The sequence below is a fragment of the Candidatus Methylomirabilota bacterium genome (genome assembly GCA_035764725.1).
Lineage (GTDB): Bacteria > Methylomirabilota > Methylomirabilia > Rokubacteriales > CSP1-6 > DASRWT01.
In genome coordinates this window covers 16,312-35,759 of sequence record DASTYT010000137.1, presented here as the reverse complement: position 1 = coordinate 35,759, position 19,448 = coordinate 16,312, and the positions used below count along the sequence as shown (strand labels likewise).

Genomic DNA, 19,448 nt, shown 5'->3' with positions numbered 1-19,448 from the left:
CCGCGCCCCGGCGCGGGACGACGGGCGGTCCATGCCGCCTAGGGCCGCCGCCGCGTCCTCGCGCGGGCTGCCCGCTCTCGGGGTGGCCGCGCGCGTGGGCGCCTACCTGGAGCTCTCGAAGTTCGGCATCGTGCTGCTGGTGCTGGTGTCGGCGGGCGCGGGCTTCATGCTGGTGGCGCCCCTCGGGGCCCATTTTCCCTGGCGCGCCGGGCTCTCGGTGCTGCTGGGCGTGATGCTGCTCTCGTGCGGGGCCTCCGCGCTCAACCAGGTGCAGGAGCGGCGGCGAGACGCCCTGATGGCCCGCACCGCCGGCCGCCCGCTCCCGTCGGGCCGTCTCTCGCTCCTCCAGGGCACCGCCTTCTCGATCCTGGCACTGCTCGCGGGCGCGGTGGTGCTGTGGCTCGGCATCGGCCGCACCGCCGGCATCCTCGGCATCGTCGCCGCCGCTTTCTACAACGGGCTCTATACGCCCTGGCTCAAGCCGACCTCGCCGTTCGCCGCGGTGCCGGGCGCGCTACCGGGCGCGCTGCCGCCGGTGATCGGCTGGGTCGCGGGCGGGGGCGCGCCGTGGGACGCGGGCGCGCTCATCCTCTTCGGCATTCTCTTCCTCTGGCAGATGCCGCATTTCTGGGCGCTCGCGCTCCGCTACCGGGCCGACTACGCGGCGGGCGGCTTCCCGATGGTCGCCGAGGCGGTCGGCGTCGAAGGCACCGCGCGACTCATCCTCGTCTACGCGTTCGGCCTCACCGCGCTCTCGCTCGCCGCGCCGACGTTCGGCGTCGGCGGCATCGTGTCGTTCGTGGCCGCGGCGGTGCTGGGCTGGCGCCTGGTCTGGCTCGCCACCAAGTTTGCGCGCCGGCCGGAGGACCAGCGCGGCTGGCTCTCGTTGTTTCTGTTCTCGAACCTCTACCTCCTGCTCCTGTTCGTCGTGCAGGTCGGGGAGCGCCTCGTCCGCCACGTCCTCGCCTGAGCTCGAGGTTGTCTGCTATCCTGAAGCCCGGTCAGGAGGACCGAATGAACATCTGCGTGGTCGGAACCGGGTACGTCGGTTTGGTGACAGGCGCAGTCTTTGCGGACCTCGGCAACGACGTCGTGTGCGTCGATAAGGTACGAGGTAAAATCGACTCACTCAAGGCCGGGAAGATGCCGATCTACGAGCCCGGACTCGAGGAAATGGTCGTCCGCAACATCGAGGATGGCCGCCTGACCTTCACGACCGACCTCCCGGCCGCCGTCCGCCAGTCCGATGTCATCTTCATCGCCGTCGGCACGCCCCCCCGCGAATCGGGTGAAACCGACCTATCTCACGTGGAAGCGGTTGCGGCCGAGATCGGCAAGACGATGGACCGCTACAAGGTCATCGTGAACAAGTCCACCGTTCCCGTCGGCACCGGCGAGCTGGTTCGCGAGGTCATCGCGCGGCATCAGGTCCGGCCCATCGAGTACGACGTGGTGTCCAACCCGGAGTTCCTTCGTGAGGGCTCGGCCATCGAGGACACCCTCCGGCCCGATCGCATCGTGATCGGCGCCGCCAACCAGGGCGCGGCCATGAAGCTGGTGGAGCTCTACGCCCCCCTCGAGCGGCCCATGATCATCACCGACCTGCCCTCCGCCGAGGTCATCAAGTACGCGTCCAACGCCTTCCTCGCTGCGAAGATCTCCTTCATCAACGCGATCGCCAACGTGTGCGAGTCGGCGGGCGCCGATGTCACCCAGGTGATGAAGGGCATGGGCATGGACGGCCGCATCGGCGGCGCGTTTCTCCAGGCCGGACTGGGTTACGGGGGCTCCTGCTTCCCCAAGGACGTGGACTCCCTGATCCACACCGCGGGGCGGCTCGGCTACGACTTCAAGATGCTCAAGGCGGTGGTGGACATCAATCGCGAGCGCTCGGGACGGCTCGTGGAGATGATTCGCAAGGTGCTGGGTCCGCTCGACGACATCACGGTGGCGGTGCTCGGTCTGGCCTTCAAGCCCAACACCGACGATATGCGCGAGGCCAAGAGCATTGACGTGGTGCATCACCTCATCGCCGCCGGCGCCATCGTGCGCGCCTACGACCCGGTGGCGGGGGAAAACGCCCGTCCCCTGCTCCCGGAGTCGGTGGTCTACGCGGCGTCACCCTACGAGGCGGCCCAGGACGCCGACGCCGTCGTGATCATCACCGAGTGGAACGAGTTCAAGTACCTCAACCTCGAGCGGCTGCGCGGCGTCCTCCGGCGGCGGATCGTCTTCGACGGCCGGAACATCTGGGAGCCGGAGCGCATGCGGCGTCTGGGCTTCGAGTACTACTCGATCGGCCGGAAGCCGGTCGTCCCCGCCTAGGCACCGTCCGTGCGCGTGCTCGTCACCGGCGGGGCCGGCTTCATCGGCTCCCACCTCTGCGATCTCCTCCTCTCGAAGGGCTGCTCGGTCGTGTGCATGGACAACCTGCTCACGGGCAACCCCGAGAACATCGCCCACATCCGCGATCCCCGCTTTCTCTTCGTCAAGCACGACGTCACCAACTACATCGTGGTCGACGGGCCGCTGGATTTCGTGCTCCACTTCGCGAGTCCCGCCTCTCCCATCGACTACCTCGAGCTGCCGATCCAGACGCTGAAGGTGGGCGCGCTCGGCACCCACAAGGCCCTCGGCGTCGCCAAGGCGCGGGGCGCGAAGTTCCTCCTCGCGTCCACGTCCGAGGTGTACGGCGATCCCCTCGTGCATCCGCAGCAGGAGGACTACTGGGGCAACGTGAACCCGGTGGGCCCGCGCGGTGTGTACGACGAGGCCAAGCGCTTCGCCGAGGCCATGACCATGGCCTATCACCGCTTCCACGGCGTCGACACGAAGATCGTGAGAATTTTCAATACGTTCGGAACCCGGATGCGGCTCACCGACGGCCGCGCGATTCCGACTTTCATCCGTCAGGCCCTCCGCGGTGAGCCCCTCACGGTGGCGGGCGATGGCTCACAGACGCGCTCCTTCACCCACTGCTCCGATCTCGTCGACGGGATCTGGCGGCTGATGAACTCGTCGGTGAACGACCCCGTCAACATCGGCAACCCGAACGAGATGACGCTGCTCGACCTCGCGAAGCTGATCATCCGGCTCTCGGGCTCCCGGAGCGACCTGCGCTTCATTCCCCTGCCCGTCGACGACCCCAAGGTGCGCCAGCCCGACATCACCCGCGCCCGCACCCAGCTCGGCTGGGAGCCGCGCATCGACGTCGAGCAGGGGCTCCGCGAGACCATCGACTGGTACCGATCCCGCGGGCTAGCCTGAGGCGATGAGGCGCTTCGCGTGAGGGTCCTCGTCACCGGTGGGGCGGGCTTCATCGGCTCGCACGTGGTCGACGCCTTGCTCGGCGCCGGCCACACCGTGTCCGTGGTCGATAACCTCGCCACCGGCAATCCCGCCTGGCTCGCCGGTAAGCCGGTCACCCTCCACGCCATGGACCTCCGCAGCGCGCGCCTCGGCGACGTGTTCCACAAGGAGCGGCCCGAGGCGGTCGCGCATCTGGCCGCCCAGGCCTCGGTGGGCCGCTCGGTGGCGGATCCCGGCTTCGATGCCAGCGTGAACCTGGTCGGCGGGCTCAATCTCCTCGAGTGCTGCCGACGCGCGGGCGTCCAGCGCATCATCTACTCCGCGAGCAGCGCCGGCTACGGCGACACCGAGGTCATTCCCACGCCGGAGGATCATCCCTCGCGGCCCTCCTCGCCCTACGGCGTCTCGAAGGCCGCGATGGAGCAGTACATCGTCGCGCTGGGCGCGCTGCACGGCTGGACGGCGCTGTCGCTGCGCTACGCCAACGTCTACGGGCCCCGCCAGAATCCCGCCGGCGAGGCCGGGGTGGTCGCGATCTTCTGCACCCGACTGCTCGACGGGGTGCCGTGCCAGATCAACGGCGACGGCAAGCAGACGCGGGACTACGTCTACGTGGCCGACGTGGCGGCGGCGAACCTCGCGGCGCTGGAGCGGCCGCGCCTCACCGGCGGCCTCAACATCGGCACCGGCAGCGAGACCACCGTCCTCGAATTGCACAAACGCCTCTGTAACGCCGTCGGCCTCGACGCCGCCTTCGTGCACGCGCGGGCCCGGCCCGGCGAGCAGCGCCGGAGTTGTCTCGACGCCGCGCGCGCCGCGCGCGAGCTCGGCTGGCGCCCGGCGGTGTCGCTGGACGAGGGGCTCGCCCTCACCTACGGATTCTTCAAGAAGGAGCGCTCGCGATGATCGACGAGGAGCTACGCGCCATCCTGGCCTGCCCCGCCTGCAAGGGCGATCTCCTGTTCGAGGACACCCGCATCATCTGCCCGGCGTGCCGCAAGGCCTATCCCATCCGCGACGGGATCCCCGTCATGCTGATCGGCGAGGCGGAGCCCTGGACGCCGACCAAGTAACCGCCGTCATCCTCGCCGGGGGGCAGGGCACGCGGCTCCGGCCGCTCACCTATGACCGGCCCAAGCCCATCGTCCCCCTGCTCAACATCCCCTTCCTCGCGTATCAGCTCGCGCTGCTCGCGCGCCACGGCGTGCGGGACGTCGTGCTCTCCTGCTCCTACATGGTGGACGCCGTGCGCGCCGCCATGGGCGACGGCACCGCGTGGGGCGTGCGGCTCTCCTACGTGGTGGAGGCGGAGCCCCTCGGCACCGCGGGCGGCGTGCGGAACGCGGTAGAGCAGGTCGGCGATCTCGTCCTGGTCCTGAACGGGGACATCCTCACCGACGCCGACCTCGGCGCCATGCTCGCCATCCACGCCGAACGCCGCGCCGTCGCCAGCATCTACCTCACGCGCGTCCCCGATCCCACCTCCTACGGTCTCGTGGAGCTGGGCGAGCGCGGCGCGATCCAGCGTTTCATCGAGAAGCCCGACCCCTCGCAGATCACCACCGACACCGTGAACGCCGGGGTGTACCTCCTCGCCCGTGAGCTGCTCGAGCGCATCCCCACGGGCCGGGCGGTGTCGATCGAGCGCGAGTTCTTCCCCGGCCTCCTCGCCGATCGCCTGCCCTTCTTCGGCTGGGTATCGGGCGCGTACTGGCTGGACATCGGCAGCCCTGCGAAGTATCGACAGGGCCAGCTCGATCTCCTCGCCGGGCGCGTCAGGACGGCGCTGGCTCCTGCCGGCTCGCGCGGCGACGGCCGCTTCGTGGCCGAGCGCGCCGCGGTAGATGCCGGCGCTCGCCTCACCGGACCCGCGGTGGTGGGGGCCGGCTGTCGCCTGGCCGCGGGGAGCCACGTCGGCCCCCACGTCGTCCTGGGACCGGACTGCGAGGTCCGCGCCTCGGCAGCCATCGAGGGCACTGTGCTGTGGGAGCGGGTGGAGGTCGGCGAGGGAGCCGACCTCCGGGATTGCATCGTCGGGGCCGGGGTGCGGGTAGGCGCGGGAGCCCGGATCGGCCCCGGGGCGGTGCTGGAGGGCGGGACCGTCGTGCCGGCCGGGGCGTCGCTCCCCTGACCAACCCCCGGGGGCCTGAGCCCCCCCGGGGGGACGTGTTATCCTTCGAATAGATGGCGACCGACCGCATCCGAAACTTCTCAATCGTCGCGCACATCGACCACGGCAAGTCCACCCTGGCCGACCGGTTGCTGGCACTGACGGGGACGATGGACGCGAAGAAGGCGGTGGGGCAGGTCCTGGACTCGATGGACCTGGAGAAGGAGCGGGGGATCACCATCAAGGCCCATACCGTCCGCCTGCTCTACACGGGCAAGGACGGCAAGGCCTACACCCTCAACCTCATCGACACGCCGGGCCACGTCGACTTCTCCTACGAGGTGTCGCGCTCGCTGGCCGCGTGCGAGGGGGCGCTCCTGATCGTCGACGCCGCGCAGGGCGTCGAGGCGCAGACGCTCGCCAACTACTATCTGGCGCTGGACGGCGGCCTCGAGATCGTCCCGGTCATCAACAAGATCGATCTCCCCGCCGCCGACGTCGAGGGCACCCGCACCCAGATCACCGAGCTGCTCGAGCTGGACGGCGACGCCGCCATCGCCATCTCCGCCAAGCACGGGACCGGGGTCGAAGACGTGCTGGAGGCGATCGTGCAGCGCATTCCGGCGCCCACGGGCGACCCGGGGGCGCCGCTCAAGGCGCTGGTCTTCGACTCCTTCTACGACTCGTACCAGGGCGTGGTGGTCTACATCCGGCTGATCGACGGCCGCGTGCGCGCGGGCCAGCGCGTGCTGTTCATGTCCAACGGCAAGTTCTACGAGGTGCAGCAGGTGGGGGTGTTCTCGCCCGACATGCGCCCGGTGGAGGAGCTCGCCGCGGGCCAGGTCGGCTACCTCACCGCGTCCATCAAGCGTGTGGCCGACGCCAAGATCGGCGAGACCATCACCGACGCCCTCCGCCCCACCGCCGAGCCGTGCCCCGGCTACCGGGACGCCAAGCCGATGGTCTTCGCGGGGCTCTACCCGATCGAGGACACGGATTACGAGGGGCTGCGCGACGCGCTGGAGAAGCTGCGCCTGAACGACTCCGCGTTCAACTATGAACCGGAGACGTCCCTTGCTTTGGGCTACGGCTTCCGCTGCGGCTTCCTCGGCATGCTGCACCTCGAGATCGTGCAGGAGCGCCTGGAGCGCGAGTTCAACCTCTCGTTGATCGTCACCGCGCCCAGCGTGCGCTACCGCGTGATGACGACGGAGGGCGAGATGCTGGAGGTCGACAACCCCTCCAAGCTGCCGCCGCCCGACAAGATCGAGCACATGGAGGAGCCGTACGTCCGGGGCTCCGTCTTCGTGCCGACGGAGTTCATGAGCGAGATCTACAAGCTCGCCCAGGAGAAGCGGGGCGAGCACCGCTCGCTCGAGTACGTGGGCAAGCGGGTCCACATCCTCTTCGACTTCCCGCTCGCCGAGATTGTGGTGGACTTCTACGACAAGCTGAAGTCGGTGTCCAAGGGCTATGCCTCCTTCGACTATGACTTCCTCGACTTCCGCGAGTCCGAGCTGGTGAAGCTCGACATCCTGCTCAACGGCGACCCGGTGGACGCGCTGTCCGTCATCGTGCACCGGGACAAGGCCTACGAGCGCGGCAAGGCGTTGACCGAGAAACTCCGCGGCGTCATTCCCCGCCAGCTCTACGAGGTGGCCATCCAGGCCGCCATCGGGAGCCGCGTCATCGCGCGTGAGACGGTGAAGGCGATGGGCAAGAACGTCACCGCCAAGTGCTACGGCGGCGACATCACCCGCAAGCGGAAGCTCCTCGAGAAGCAGAAAGAGGGAAAGAAGCGCATGAAACAGGTAGGCAAGGTCGAGGTGCCGCAGGAAGCGTTCCTGTCGGTCCTCAAGAGCTGAGTATGAGCGACATCGAGACCCGGCCCGAGGAGGCGCGGGCCCGCCCCGCGGAGGCGGTCGTCAAGCCCCGACGCAAGTCGCTCGTTCGCGAGTACGGCGAGGCCATCATCGTCGCCGTCCTCCTGGCACTGCTGATCCGCGCGTTCGTGGTGCAGGCGTTCACGATCCCCTCGGGCTCCATGATGGATACCCTCCTCGTGGGCGACTACATCCTCGTGAACAAGTTCCTCTACGGTCCAGAGATCCCCTTCACCGACGCGCACCTGCCCGGCCTGCGGGCGCCGCGCCGCGGCGATATCATCGTGTTCAAGTACCCCAACGACGAGTCGCGCGACTTCATCAAGCGCATCATCGCCACCGGCGGCGAGACCGTGCAGGTGAAGGACAACCGCGCCTTCGTGAACGGCCAGCCCCTCGACGAGCCGTACGTGCGGCCGGGGTCCATCCCGACCACGCCGTCGGGGCACTGCGGCTATCTCTATGCCTGCGATGCCATCGTGGTGCCGCCCGGGTCCTACTTCGTCATGGGCGACAATCGCGACAACTCGCAGGACAGCCGCTACTGGGGCTTCGTGAAGCGCGAGAAGATCCGCGGCAAGGCCTTCCTGATCTACTGGTCGTGGAACGGCGACCGGCACTGGCTCAGGTGGAGACGGCTGGGCAACTGGCTCCCGTAGCGCCACTGGACGCGTGGGCGCCGCGGGCAAACCGCCTCGGCGCCTACGTGCACGTCCCCTTCTGCACCAAGCGCTGCGGCTACTGCTCGTTCAACACCGCTCCCTACCTCGAGGCCGCGGTGCCCCGCTTCCTGCGCGCCCTCGGGGCCGAGATCGCCCTCGCCGGCGCCGCCCCGTGGGTGAGCGGCGTGCGCTTAGGCACGATCTTCCTCGGCGGCGGCACGCCGTCCCTGCTGGCTCCCGACGAGCTGGCCGGCGTGCTCGACGCCCTCCGCGCCCGATTCGGCATCGAGCCCGGGACCGAGATCACGGTGGAGTGCAATCCCGAGAGCGTGAGTCCCGCGCGCTTTGCCGGCTATCGCAGGGCCGGCGTCACCCGCATCAGCCTGGGCGTGCAGAGTCTCGACGACCGCGTGCTCCCCGCACTGGACCGTCTCCACTCCGCCGCGGATGCGCGCCGAGCCTTCGACGCCGCCCGCGGCGCGGGCTTCCCCCACGTGAGCGTGGACCTCATCTACGGCCTCCCGGGCGAGGACGAGGCCGGCTGGGAGCGCACCGTGCGCGAAGCGCTCGCGTGGGAGCCCGACCATCTCTCCGCCTATGCGCTCTCGCTCGACGAAGGCAGCCTCTGGACCGCCGCCGGGGTGCGAGGCCTTCCCGCCGAGGACGCGCTGGCCGCGCAGTACCGCCTGCTGATCCACCTCGCCGCCGAGGCCGGGTACGAGCACTACGAAGTGTCGAACTACGCGAGGCCCGGTCATCGCTCCGCTCACAACCAGGTCTACTGGCGCGCGGAAGAGTACCTCGGCCTCGGCCCCGGGGCCTGCGGCTTCCTCGGCGACGTCCGCTACGGCAACGCGAAGGCGCTCGAACGTTACTGCGCCACCGTGGAAGCGGGCCGGCTCCCGGTGGCTACGCACGAGACGCTGACCGCGCGCCAGCGGCTGGCCGAGCGCCTCTTCCTCGGGCTCCGCACCAGCGACGGCGTGCCCGAGGCCTGGCTCGCGGAGCGGCTCGCGCTGGAGCGCGGGCGCCTGCCCGAGCGGCTGGACGACTGGCGGGCCCGCGGCCTCCTCGAGACGCGCGGCGGCCGGACGCGGCTCACCGAGGACGGGTTCTTCCTCTCCGACGCCCTGTTTGTCGACCTGCTGTAGTTGTACGATGACGACATGACGGGCCCCGATCACCTCGACGAGCGGCGACGCCAGGTCCTGCTGGCGGTGATCGCGGAGTACGTCGAGAACGCCGAGCCGGTGGGCTCGCGCTCGATCTCGCGACGCCACATGCGTGGGCTCTCTCCGGCCACCATCCGCAACGCGATGGCCGATCTCGAGGAAATGGGCTATCTCTCCCAGCCTCACACGTCCGCGGGGCGCGTGCCGACCGACAAGGCGTATCGCTTCTACGTGGACCATCTCCGCGGCATGCCCTGGGGTGAGAAGGCCGCGCCCGCCCCGTCCCGGGACACGGCCCCCGCGCCCCCCACGAGCGCGGCCGAGCGGCTGATGGCGGAGACGCCGGCCGCGCTCTCGCAGGGCACCAACATGACGGGCATCCTGCTCGCGCCGCCCCTCAAGCAGACGGCGCTGGACCGCATCGAGCTGATGCCGCTCGCCGAGGGACGTGCCCTCGCAGTGGTCGTGACCGACACCGGCTGGGTCACCACGCAGGCGCTGTCGGTCGACGGCCGGCTGGGGCCCGACGAGCTCCGCGAGATCGGGCGGGCGCTCACGCGCCGCTTCCGCGGCCGCACGTTCCAGGCGATCGTCGACGAGATCGGCGTCCCGCTGGATCCCCTCGATCCGCTCTGGACGCGCAGCCGCCCGCTGCTGGATCAGGTGGTAGCCCTGCTCCGCGCGCGCACGCTCTACGTGAGCGGGGCCCTCAACATGCTCGACCACCCCGACCTCGGCGACGTGACGACGATGCGGAGACTTCTCCATGCTTTCGAGGAGAAGGCGCGGCTCATCGACCTCCTCTCGCAGATGGCGCAGGAGCGCGGGGTGCGCGTGCTGATCGGGAACGAGAACCCGATGGAGGAGCTGCGCGAGGTGAGCCTGGTCGCCTCGACCTATACCTATCGTGACCAGGTCCTGGGCGTGCTCGGCGTGGTCGGGCCCCGGCGCATGCTCTACTCCGACGTGATCTCGATTGTGGATGAGACGGCACGGCTGGTCTCGTCCTCGCTCTCGCGCGTCCGCTCCGACCTTTACCTGCCCTCCTGAGGGGCCCCGGGCGCCCTCGGGGCGTCTGCTATAATTTCTCCGCAATGTCCGATCAACGCGAAGGGTCAGAAGACTGGAACGGCGCCACCGGGCTCGACCTCGAGCGCGAGGTCGAGCGGCTGCGCGAGGCGGTGGAGGCGAAAACCCGCGAGGCCGAGGCCACGCGGGACCGCTACATCCGCACCGTCGCCGAGTTCGACAACTACCGCAAGCGTGCGGTGCGCGAGCGGGAGGAGTACGTGCGCTCGGCCGCGGAGTCGCTGGTCCGCGATCTCCTCCCCGTGCTGGACAACTTCGATCGCGCGCTGCAGGCGGCCCGCCAGGATCCCGCCGCCGCGGCCGTCACCGCCGGGGTGGAGCTGATCCAGCGCGAGCTGCTCCGCGTGCTCGAGCGCGCGGGGGTGACCTCGTTCTCCGCGGTGGGCGCGCCCTTCGACCCCGAGCGCCACGAGGCGGTGGCCCGCGTGCCCGCGGTCGGCCAGCCCGACATGACGGTGGTCGACGAGACGGCGCGCGGCTATCTCATCAACGGCCGGGTGCTCCGTCCCGCCCAGGTCACCGTCGCCATGAAGGACGCTGACGGCGGCGCGGGCGAACCCTAGCGTGGCCTCGGTCAAGAACTACTACACGGTGCTCGGCGTGCCGCGCGACGCCGACGACACCATTCTCAAGACCGCCTACCGCAAGCTCGCGCGGCTCTACCACCCCGACAAGAATCCCGGAGACAAGGCCGCCGAGGAGCGCTTCAAGGAGGTCACCGAGGCCTACGGGATCCTCTCCGACCCCGACAAGCGCGCGCATTACGATCGCTTCGGCACCGCGCCGACGTCCGGGGCTGGACCAGCGGACCAGGGCTTTGGGACCATCTTCGAGGACCTCTTCGAGGGCTTCTTCGGCGGCGGCGAGCGTGGCCGCCGCACCCGCGCGCGGCGCGGCGAGCACCTCCGCTACGATCTCGAGCTGACCCTCGAGGAGGCGGCGGAGGGGCTGGAAACAAAGCTCCAGATTCCACGAAATGAAACCTGCGAGACGTGTCATGGGTCGGGCCAGCAGCCCGGCACCAAGCCCGAGGGCTGCGGCGCCTGCCGCGGCACCGGCCAGGTGCGCTTCTCCCAGGGCTTCCTCACGGTGGCGCGCCCGTGCCCCCAGTGCGGGGGCGAGGGGCAGATCAACCGCGCCCCGTGCAAGGACTGCCGCGGCCAGGGGCGCGTGCGCCGGGAGAAGCTCCTCAAGGTCACGATCCCGCCCGGCGTCGAGGACGGCAATCAGCTCCGGCTCGCCGGCGAGGGCGAGGGCGGCGTGTTCGGCGGCCCGCCCGGCGATCTCTACGTCGTGCTCACGGTGAAGCCGCACGAGATCTTCGTGCGGCAGGGCGCCGATCTCCTCTGCGAGCTGCCGCTGTCCTTCCCGCAGGCCGCGCTGGGCGACTCCGTGGAGGTGCCGGTGCTGGGCGGCAAGGCCACGCTGACGGTGCCGCCGGGCACCCAGCCCGGCGCGCAGCTCCGCCTGCGCGGCAAGGGCCTGCCGCACCTCCGGGGACGTGGCCACGGCGACGCCGTCTATCAGGTCGTGCTCGAAGTCCCCACCAAGCTCACGGCGCGCCAGCGGGAGCTGCTCGAGGAGTTCCATCGCGACTCCAACCAGCACGGGGGGCCGCTACACACGTCCTTCGTCGAGCGGATGAAGCAGCTCTTCGGCTCCTGATGGAGTTCTGGGAGCTCACCGTTCCCACCACCGCGGAGACGACCGAGGGCCTGACGAACTTCCTGTGGGAGCAGGGCGCCCTCGGCGTGGTCGAGGAGCAGACGCCTCCCACGCCGCCGCGGCTGCGGGCGTTCTACGCGGCGAGCGCGTCCTCCACCGCCCTGCTCCGCGCCGTCGAGACCTACCGCGCCGGACTGCGCGCCATGCAGTTCGACATCGGCGGGGACGCCGAGATCCACCCCATCCACGACGAGCGGTGGGCCAGCGCCTGGCAGCAGTCGTTCCCGCCGCTGTCCGTCGGCGAGCGGCTCTTCGTGGCGCCGCCGTGGGAGACGACGCCCACGCCCGCGGGACGCCTGCGGATCGTCATCGAGCCCGGCCGCGCGTTCGGCACGGGGCATCATGGCAGCACCGAGAGCTGTCTCGCCCTGCTCGATCGCTGGCTGGCCGCCAAGCCGGCCGGCCGGGTGCTCGACGTCGGGACGGGCACGGGCATTCTCGCGGTGGCGGCGGTGGCGCTGGGCGCGCCGCGCGTCACCGCCATCGACCTGGATCCGGACGCGATCTCCGCCGCCCGGCAGAACGCCGCGGCCAACGGCGTGGACGACCGCATCGACGTGAGCACGGGCGGGCCCGAGTCCTTACCCCGCGCCGCGGCCTACGATCTCGTGCTGGCCAACATCCTGACCCATACCCACCTCGCCCTCGTGCGGGAGTACCGTCGGCGCGTCGCGCCCTTCGGCGCCCTCGTGCTGGGCGGCATGCTGGTCGGCGAGGACGATCAGGTGACGCGCGCGCTCGTCCCCCACGGCTTCACCCCCCGCGAGTCGCTCGAGCGCGACGGCTGGGCGGCCTCGCTGCTGGTCAGAGACCACGTCACCCCATGAGCGCCAAAGGCGCGGAGAGGCCAAGTCGCGGCCTGGACGGTTTGGTCTCCCGGCGAGACGAATGATCCCCGCCGGCGGAGCCGGCGCTCCCGGGACGCGCGTCCACGTGCGCCCCGACGCGGTGCGCGGCGCGCGCATCGTGCTGGACGCCGGCGAGACGCGCCATGTGCGCCGCGTGCTGCGCCTCAGCGTGGGCGACCTCGTCCGGGCGATGGATGGGCTCGGCCACGAATGGACGGTGCGCCTCACCGCGCTGGGCACGCGCGCGGAGGGTGAGATCCTCGAGGCCGGCGCGCCCGCGGACGAGTCGCCGCTCGGGCTCACCCTGGCTCAGGGCATGCCCAAGGGAGACAAGCTCGAGACCATCATTCGCATGAGCACGGAGCTGGGCGTGGGCGCGGTCGCCCCGCTCATGACCACCCGCTCGATCGCGCGCGAGGAGAGTCACGCGCGCTGGGCGGCGCGGCGGGCCCGCTGGGAGCGCGTGGCCCGCGAGGCGTCCAAGCAGTGCGGTCGCGCGATCGTGCCCGGCGTGGCCGCGCCCGCCACGCTCGCCGACTGGCTGGCCGCGCGTGACGCGCGCGACCGCGAGGGCGTCCTCGTCTGCCTCTGGGAGCGCGAGACCGCGCCGCTCGCCGAGGTGTTGCCGACGGCTCGCCCCCCGCGCGCGGCGGTGGTGGTCGGCCCAGAGGGGGGGCTCGCCGACGACGAGGTCGAGGCCCTCCGCGCGGCCGGCGCACTCGTCGCGGGCCTGGGGCCGCGGCTGCTACGCACCGAGACGGCGGGCCCGGTCGCGGTCGCGCTGCTGCAGGCGCGCTGGGGCGATCTCGGGCGTCGCGCCGATGGGGCCGCGCCGTGACGCCAGGCTACGACTACTTCGACGTCGAAGCGGACGTGGGGGTCATCGGCCGGGGGCCCACCGCCGCCGAGGCCTTCGTGCAGACCGCCCTCGGCGTCTTCGCCCTGATCGTCGAGCCCGCCTCGGTGGAGGTGCGCGACCGCCGGGAGGTCCGGGCCCATGCCGAGACGATCGAGTCCCTCCTGGTCAGCTGGATCAACGAGTGCCTCTACGTCCATGAGGTCGAGGGCTTCGTGGCGCGGGCCGTCGATCTCGAGGTGTTCGAGACCTCTCCTCGGGTGGGTGGAGAGCCGCTCCGCCTCCACTCCTTCCTCGGAGGAGAGGAGGTAGACCCGCGCCGGCACCGGCTGGGCACCGTTGTGAAGGCGGCCACGCTCCATCAGGTATCGGTCGAGGCGGTGCCAGGCGGCTACGAAGCCCGGCTGATCGTCGATGTCTGAGCGTCAGCTAGCTGTCACCGAAATGAGACAAGCTCGGTGTCATCGAGTGTCAGCCGTACCACAACGCGGCAAGGGCTAGCGGGGGTGTTCTGACCCTTATGTCCACTTAGTCAATATGTTAGATGGCAACAACGCGGTGTGGCACCTGGCTTGCTCATCCCTGTCCCGGCCATGGACCATCAGACGACCGTTCGACGCTCGGTCACGATCGAGGGTCTCGGTCTCCATTCCGGCGAGACGGCCCGCCTGACGGTGACCCCCGCCGGCAGTGACACTGGCATTCTCTTCCGGGCCCCCGACGGCACCCTGATCCCCGCCAACACGGACCACGTGGTGGACGGTCACTTCGCCACCACCGTTGGCGCCTTTGGCGTGCGGGTCCGGACGATCGAGCACCTCATGGCCGCCGCGGCCGGACTGGGTCTCGACAATCTCCTCGTGGACGTGTCCGGCGACGAGCTGCCCGGGCTGGACGGCAGCGCCAAGGAGTTCATGGACCTCCTCGAGCGCGCGGGTCAGGTGCCCCTTCCCGCCCTCCGGCGCCCCATCCGCATCGGGACGCCAATCTCGATCGAGGACGGCTCACGGTGGCTGCGCATGTTCCCCTGCGACACGTTCCGGGTGAGCTATACCCTCGACCACGAGCACCCCGCGATCGGGCTCCAGGCGGTGACGGTCGAGATCACCCCGAAGACGTTCGCCGAGGACGTGGCGCCCGCTCGCACCTATGGATTCCTGAAAGACGTCGGCGCCATGCGGCAGCGCGGGCTCGCCCGCGGCGGCTCGCTGGACAATACCATCGTGGTGGGCAAGAGAACGATCCTCAACGAAAGCCTGCGGTTCCCGGACGAGTTCGTGCGCCACAAGATCCTCGACCTGGTCGGTGACCTCTTCCTGCTCGGCCGGCCTATCCTCGGCCACGTGGTCGCGCGGAACGCCGGGCACGCCATGAACCACCAGCTCGTGGCGGCGATCCGGAAGGCCGCTGCTCCCGAGCGGCGGCGGTACCGCAGCGCGCGGGTCGAGGACCTGGTCGCCGAGGCCGCCTACCCGTCCGCTCCGGGCGTCGCGGCGCTCTAGCCGCCGCCGTCCCCCAGGGGTGGTTCCTGCCCCCCCTGCCCGGCCGAACGCTATAATGGTCCGGTCGTGGCGACGCCGATTTCCCGCCCCCGGACCTCGCACCTCATCTTCGCGGTCTGCGCCCTGGCCGGCCTGGTTCTCGTCGGCTCGGCGCCCGCCGAGGCCGAGATCCGCATCGGCAACCTCTCCGTGTTCTTCAACGACTTCGACGTCACGGTCCAGGTCGTGCTGCTGGGCGCGATCCCGGCCACGCTGCACGAGAGCCTCCACTCCGGCGTGCCGACGCACGTGCGCTACCACGTGGAGCTCTGGCAATACAGCCGCTTCTGGGTCGAGCGCATGGTGCAAACGCGCATGGTGGAGCGGCAGCTCACGTACAACGTGCTCACCAAGGAGTACCGCGTTGCCTCGCTCGCCGGCGAGCAGCGCGAGCCCTTCCTCACGAAGAACCTTCGCGAGGCCCAGCGCGTGCTCTCGGACCTCCGGCTCTCGAAGCTCGCGCCGGGAGCCTCGCTCGACGGCCGCGAGCTCTACTACGTGCGCGTGCGCGCCGACGTCTCGCTCAACGGCCAGAACTCGTGGGTCGCCCGTATGACCGGCGACGCCGCCGAGACGCCCTGGATCCAGTCCAACCTCCTGACGCCGAGCCGCAGCCAGTGAGCCCGCTCGCCGAGACCTCCCGAGACCAGGGCAAGCGCAAGCGCAACCTGCTCATCATCAGCGCGGTGCTGGTGGTGCTGGTCCTGGCCTCGTCCTTCGAGTTCGCGCTGCGGGCCCCCCAGCTGCCGGTCGCGTCGAATCTCGTCGTGCTGGCGCTGCTGAACCTCAACGTCATCGTCTTCTTGCTGCTCCTCGTCCTTCTCTTCCGCAACCTCGTCAAGCTCGGCTTCGAGCATCGGCAGAAGGGCATCGGCGCCCGCTTCAAGGTGAAGCTGGTCCTCGCCTTTCTGTCCCTCGCGCTGGTGCCGAGCATCCTCATCTTCATCATCGCCTCCAACTTCATCACCACCTCGATCGAGGGCTGGTTCAAGCCGCAGGTCGAGAAGCCCCTGGACCAGGCCCTCGAGGTCGCTCAGACCTACTACCAGACGCTCGAGAGCACCGCCCTTCGCCACGGACGCTTCATGGCCCGCGTGGTGGAGCGGGAGGGGCTCATGTCGGAGACGCAGCGCGAGCCGCTCGAGGCCTTCCTCGGCGAGCAGCGTGAGCGGCTCGCCCTCTCCGCGATCACCCTCTTCGACCGGAAGAGCAACGAGATCCTGCACGTGAAGGACCCCGCCATGGGCTCGATGGGCACGCGCGCCATCGCCCAGGGCAAGATCGCGCAGGGGCTGGGCGGCCAGGAAGTGACGACCGTGCAGGAGCTGGAGAACGGCGACATGATCCAGGCCGTCGTGCCCGTGCGCGACCTGGATCGCGAGGTGATCGGCAGCCTCGTCGTCTCCATCCATGTGGCCCAGCGCCTCGAGAACCGCCTGCGCGGCATCAGCCAGGCCTTCCAGGAATACAAGCAGCTCAAGCTGCTGAAGAATCCCATCAAGGGCATCTACATCCTGCTGTTCCTCTTGATGACGCTGATCATCGTGTTCTCCGCCACCTGGTTCGGCCTCTACCTCGCGCGCGGCATCACCGAGCCCATCCAGATGCTGGCGGAGGGAACACGAGAAGTCGCCGCGGGCAACCTCGCCTACAAGGTGCAGGCGCGCGCCGACGACGAGATCGGCATCCTGGTGGACTCCTTCAACCAGATGACGAGCGACCTCGCCTCGTCCAAGGCGAAGCTCGAGGCCGCGTACGCCGACCTCCAGGCCAAGCACGGCGAGATGGAGATGCGCCGGAGCTACACCGAGACCGTGCTGGGCGCGGTGGCCACCGGCGTGGTCTCGCTCGATCCCGCCGGGCGCATCACGACGATCAACGGGGCGGCCGAGCGCATGCTGGGGATCCCCGCGAGCAGCGTCCAGGGCCTCTCCGCCAGCGTGGCGCTGCGCCGGCCCGACTATGCGGAGATCTCCGCCCTGGTCGCGCGCATGGCGCGTCTGGGCGAGGGCACGGTGGAGCGCGAGGTGCACCTCCGGCGCGACGGCCAGGCCATCACGCTCCTGGCTTCGGCCACCGCGCTCAAGGGCCCGGACGGCGCGGACATGGGCATGGTGCTGGTGTTCGACGACCTCACCGAGCTCTTGAAAGCCCAGCGCCTGGCCGCCTGGCGCGAGGTCGCCCAGCGCATCGCGCACGAGATCAAGAACCCGCTCACCCCCATCCAGCTCTCGGCCCAGCGTCTCCGCCGCCGACTGGCGGGTGACCGCAGCGCCGACGAAAAACGGCTGCTCGACGAGGCCACCGGCACGATCATCCAGGAAGTGGACGGTCTTAAGCAGCTCGTGGACGAGTTCTCCCGCTTCGCGCGGATGCCCGCGCTGGCGCTCCGCTCGACCGACCTGGCGCGGCTGCTCGACGGTGTGTGCGTGCTCTACCGGGAGTCGCACCCCGCGCTGGGCATCAAGTCCGCGTTCTCGACGGAGCTGCCGCCGATCGAGGTGGACCCGAACCAGATCAAGCGCGCGGTGCTGAACCTCGTGGAGAACGCGGTGGAGGCGGTGGGGGTGACGGGGGAGGTGTTGGTGGAGACGGTCTGGCTGGCCGAGTCCCGGCGCGCCCGCATCATGGTCTCGGACACCGGGCCCGGGATCAGCCCGGAGGACAAGGAGCGGCTCTTCGTCCCCTACTTCTCCACCAAGGCCACCGGCATGGGGCTGGGCCTCGCCATCGTGCACCAGATCGTCACCGACCACGGCGGGAGCATCTGGGTGGAGGACAATCTTCCCCAGGGCAGCCGCTTCGTGATCGAGCTGCCCGCGGGCCGGCTCGCCGCCGCGGCGGCGCCGCTGCAGGTCTAGCGTGCCGCGCGAGCACATCCTGATCGTCGACGACGAGCGCGCCATCCAGGCCACGCTGCGCGCGGTGCTGGAGGACGAGGGCTACCGCATCACCTCCGTCGGCTCGGCGCCCGACGCCCTCACCAAGCTCGCCGACGAGACGCCGGATCTGATCTTCCTCGACATCTGGATGCCGGGCATGGACGGGCTGGAGGCCCTCGCCGAGATCAAGCAACGCCAGCCCGAGACCACGGTGGTGATGATCTCGGGCCACGCCACGATCGAGACCGCGGTGAAGGCCACCAAGCTCGGCGCCTACGACTTCATCGAGAAGCCGCTATCGCTCGAGAAGACCCTGCTCGCCGTCAGCCGCGCCCTCGAGCACTCGCGCCTCGAGCGCGAGAACCGCGCCCTCCGCGAGCAACTCGACCGGGGCCAGCAGATCGTGGGCAAGAGCGCGCTCATCGAGGAGCTGCGCGGCCAGATCGCCGTCGCCGCGCCGACCAACGGGCGGGTGCTCATCCACGGCGAGAACGGCGCCGGCAAGGAGCTGGTGGCCCGCGCCATCCACGCCCAGTCCACCCGCCGCGACGCGCCCTTCGTCGAGGTCAACTGCGCGGCCATTCCGGAGGAGCTGATCGAGTCCGAGCTCTTCGGCCACGAGCGCGGCGCCTTCACCGGCGCGGTGGCGCGGCATCGCGGCAAGTTCGAGGCGGCCAACGGCGGCACGATCTTCCTCGACGAGATCGGCGACATGAGCCTCAAGACCCAGGCCAAGGTCCTGCGCGTGCTGGAGGAGCAGGCCTTCGAGCGGGTGGGCGGCAAGGAGACCCTCCAGGTGGACGTGCGCGTGCTCGCCGCCTCCAACCAGGACCTCAAGGAGCAGATCGCCCAGGGCCGCTTCCGCGAAGACCTTTACTACCGCCTCGCCGTCATCCCCATCGAGGTGCCGCCCCTCCGCAAGCGCAAGGAGGACATCCCGGCGCTGGTGTCCTACTTCATTACGCTCTTCTCCGCACAGAACGGCAAGCGCGCGAAGACGGTGTCGGTGGAAGCCCTCGCCTACTTCCTCGCCTACGACTGGCCGGGCAACGTGCGCGAGCTGCGCAACATGGTCGAGCGCCTCGTGATCATGACCCCGCGCGACATCATCGGGCCCGAGGACCTCCCGCCCCCGCTCCGCCCCAAGGAGCCGGCCTCCGGCGCCGAGGAGATTCAGCGCGAGAAGACGCTCAAGGAGGCGCGCGACGCGTTCGAGCGCGCCTTCATCCTCGCCGAGCTGCGCGCCCACGAGGGCAATGTCACGCGCACCGCCGAGAAGCTCGGCATCGAGCGCAGCCATCTCTACCGCAAGCTGAAGAGCTACGGCATCACCCCGCCCAAGAGCTGACCACCGGCCGCATTGCCTTTGGC

General features: G+C 70.0%; 19 protein-coding genes. All 19 read left to right on the top strand.

What is annotated here, in order from left to right; translation table 11 throughout:
* Window positions 1-970 (top strand): heme o synthase (gene cyoE / locus VFX14_22985; protein ID HEU5192557.1); only part of this gene is annotated, 970 nt, incomplete at its 5' end.
* Window positions 971-1,014: 44 nt separating this feature from the next.
* A complete protein-coding gene (locus tag VFX14_22980) occupies window positions 1,015-2,325 on the top strand; it encodes a UDP-glucose/GDP-mannose dehydrogenase family protein (GenBank protein HEU5192556.1) in 1,311 nt (436 codons plus the stop codon).
* 9 nt (window positions 2,326-2,334) lie between these two features.
* Window positions 2,335-3,267 carry a UDP-glucuronic acid decarboxylase family protein gene (locus tag VFX14_22975; GenBank protein HEU5192555.1) on the top strand — a complete coding sequence of 311 codons (933 nt, stop codon included), beginning with the start codon at window positions 2,335-2,337 and terminating at the stop codon, window positions 3,265-3,267.
* Window positions 3,268-3,285: 18 nt separating this feature from the next.
* Window positions 3,286-4,215, top strand: a complete 930-nt coding sequence (locus tag VFX14_22970; protein HEU5192554.1) for an NAD-dependent epimerase/dehydratase family protein — start codon at window positions 3,286-3,288, stop codon at window positions 4,213-4,215.
* Window positions 4,215-4,382 carry a Trm112 family protein gene (locus VFX14_22965; protein ID HEU5192553.1) on the top strand — a complete coding sequence of 56 codons (168 nt, stop codon included), beginning with the start codon at window positions 4,215-4,217 and terminating at the stop codon, window positions 4,380-4,382. The genes VFX14_22970 and VFX14_22965 overlap by 1 nt, the downstream gene beginning before the upstream one ends.
* Window positions 4,364-5,440, top strand: a complete 1,077-nt coding sequence (locus VFX14_22960) for an NDP-sugar synthase (GenBank protein ID HEU5192552.1) — start codon at window positions 4,364-4,366, stop codon at window positions 5,438-5,440. Before VFX14_22965 ends, VFX14_22960 begins: the two co-directional genes overlap by 19 nt.
* 53 nt (window positions 5,441-5,493) lie before the next feature.
* Window positions 5,494-7,284: a translation elongation factor 4 gene (lepA, locus tag VFX14_22955; GenBank protein ID HEU5192551.1), complete on the top strand. Its 1,791-nt coding sequence runs from the start codon at window positions 5,494-5,496 to the stop codon at window positions 7,282-7,284.
* A 2-nt stretch (window positions 7,285-7,286) separates the two neighbouring features.
* Complete coding sequence (gene lepB, locus VFX14_22950) at window positions 7,287-7,961, top strand: signal peptidase I (GenBank protein HEU5192550.1); 675 nt, start codon at window positions 7,287-7,289, stop codon at window positions 7,959-7,961.
* Window positions 7,962-8,008: 47 nt separating this feature from the next.
* Complete coding sequence (gene hemW, locus VFX14_22945) at window positions 8,009-9,115, top strand: radical SAM family heme chaperone HemW (protein ID HEU5192549.1); 1,107 nt, start codon at window positions 8,009-8,011, stop codon at window positions 9,113-9,115.
* Between the two features lie 15 nt (window positions 9,116-9,130).
* Complete coding sequence (hrcA, locus tag VFX14_22940) at window positions 9,131-10,186, top strand: heat-inducible transcriptional repressor HrcA (GenBank protein ID HEU5192548.1); 1,056 nt, start codon at window positions 9,131-9,133, stop codon at window positions 10,184-10,186.
* A 44-nt stretch (window positions 10,187-10,230) separates the two neighbouring features.
* On the top strand, window positions 10,231-10,788 hold the full coding sequence (locus VFX14_22935) for a nucleotide exchange factor GrpE (protein HEU5192547.1): 558 nt from the start codon (window positions 10,231-10,233) through the stop codon (window positions 10,786-10,788).
* Between the two features lies 1 nt (window position 10,789).
* Window positions 10,790-11,890: a molecular chaperone DnaJ gene (gene dnaJ, locus VFX14_22930; protein HEU5192546.1), complete on the top strand. Its 1,101-nt coding sequence runs from the start codon at window positions 10,790-10,792 to the stop codon at window positions 11,888-11,890.
* Window positions 11,890-12,777 (top strand): 50S ribosomal protein L11 methyltransferase, encoded by an 888-nt coding sequence (locus VFX14_22925; protein HEU5192545.1) that lies wholly within the window; start codon window positions 11,890-11,892, stop codon window positions 12,775-12,777. The genes dnaJ and VFX14_22925 overlap by 1 nt, the downstream gene beginning before the upstream one ends.
* Window positions 12,778-12,838: 61 nt before the next feature.
* Complete coding sequence (locus VFX14_22920) at window positions 12,839-13,636, top strand: 16S rRNA (uracil(1498)-N(3))-methyltransferase (GenBank protein HEU5192544.1); 798 nt, start codon at window positions 12,839-12,841, stop codon at window positions 13,634-13,636.
* Window positions 13,633-14,076, top strand: a complete 444-nt coding sequence (locus tag VFX14_22915) for an archease (GenBank protein HEU5192543.1) — start codon at window positions 13,633-13,635, stop codon at window positions 14,074-14,076. The genes VFX14_22920 and VFX14_22915 overlap by 4 nt, the downstream gene beginning before the upstream one ends.
* Before the next feature lie 171 nt (window positions 14,077-14,247).
* On the top strand, window positions 14,248-15,156 hold the full coding sequence (gene lpxC, locus VFX14_22910) for a UDP-3-O-acyl-N-acetylglucosamine deacetylase (protein HEU5192542.1): 909 nt from the start codon (window positions 14,248-14,250) through the stop codon (window positions 15,154-15,156).
* Between the two features lie 66 nt (window positions 15,157-15,222).
* The gene (locus tag VFX14_22905) at window positions 15,223-15,816 is read left to right on the top strand and encodes a DUF4390 domain-containing protein (protein ID HEU5192541.1); all 594 of its coding nucleotides are present in this window, start codon (window positions 15,223-15,225) and stop codon (window positions 15,814-15,816) included.
* Window positions 15,813-18,056 (top strand): ATP-binding protein, encoded by a 2,244-nt coding sequence (locus tag VFX14_22900; GenBank protein ID HEU5192540.1) that lies wholly within the window; start codon window positions 15,813-15,815, stop codon window positions 18,054-18,056. The genes VFX14_22905 and VFX14_22900 overlap by 4 nt, the downstream gene beginning before the upstream one ends.
* A gap of 1 nt (window position 18,057) precedes the next feature.
* Window positions 18,058-19,425 (top strand): sigma-54 dependent transcriptional regulator, encoded by a 1,368-nt coding sequence (locus tag VFX14_22895; GenBank protein ID HEU5192539.1) that lies wholly within the window; start codon window positions 18,058-18,060, stop codon window positions 19,423-19,425.
* Window positions 19,426-19,448 lie beyond the last annotated feature (23 nt).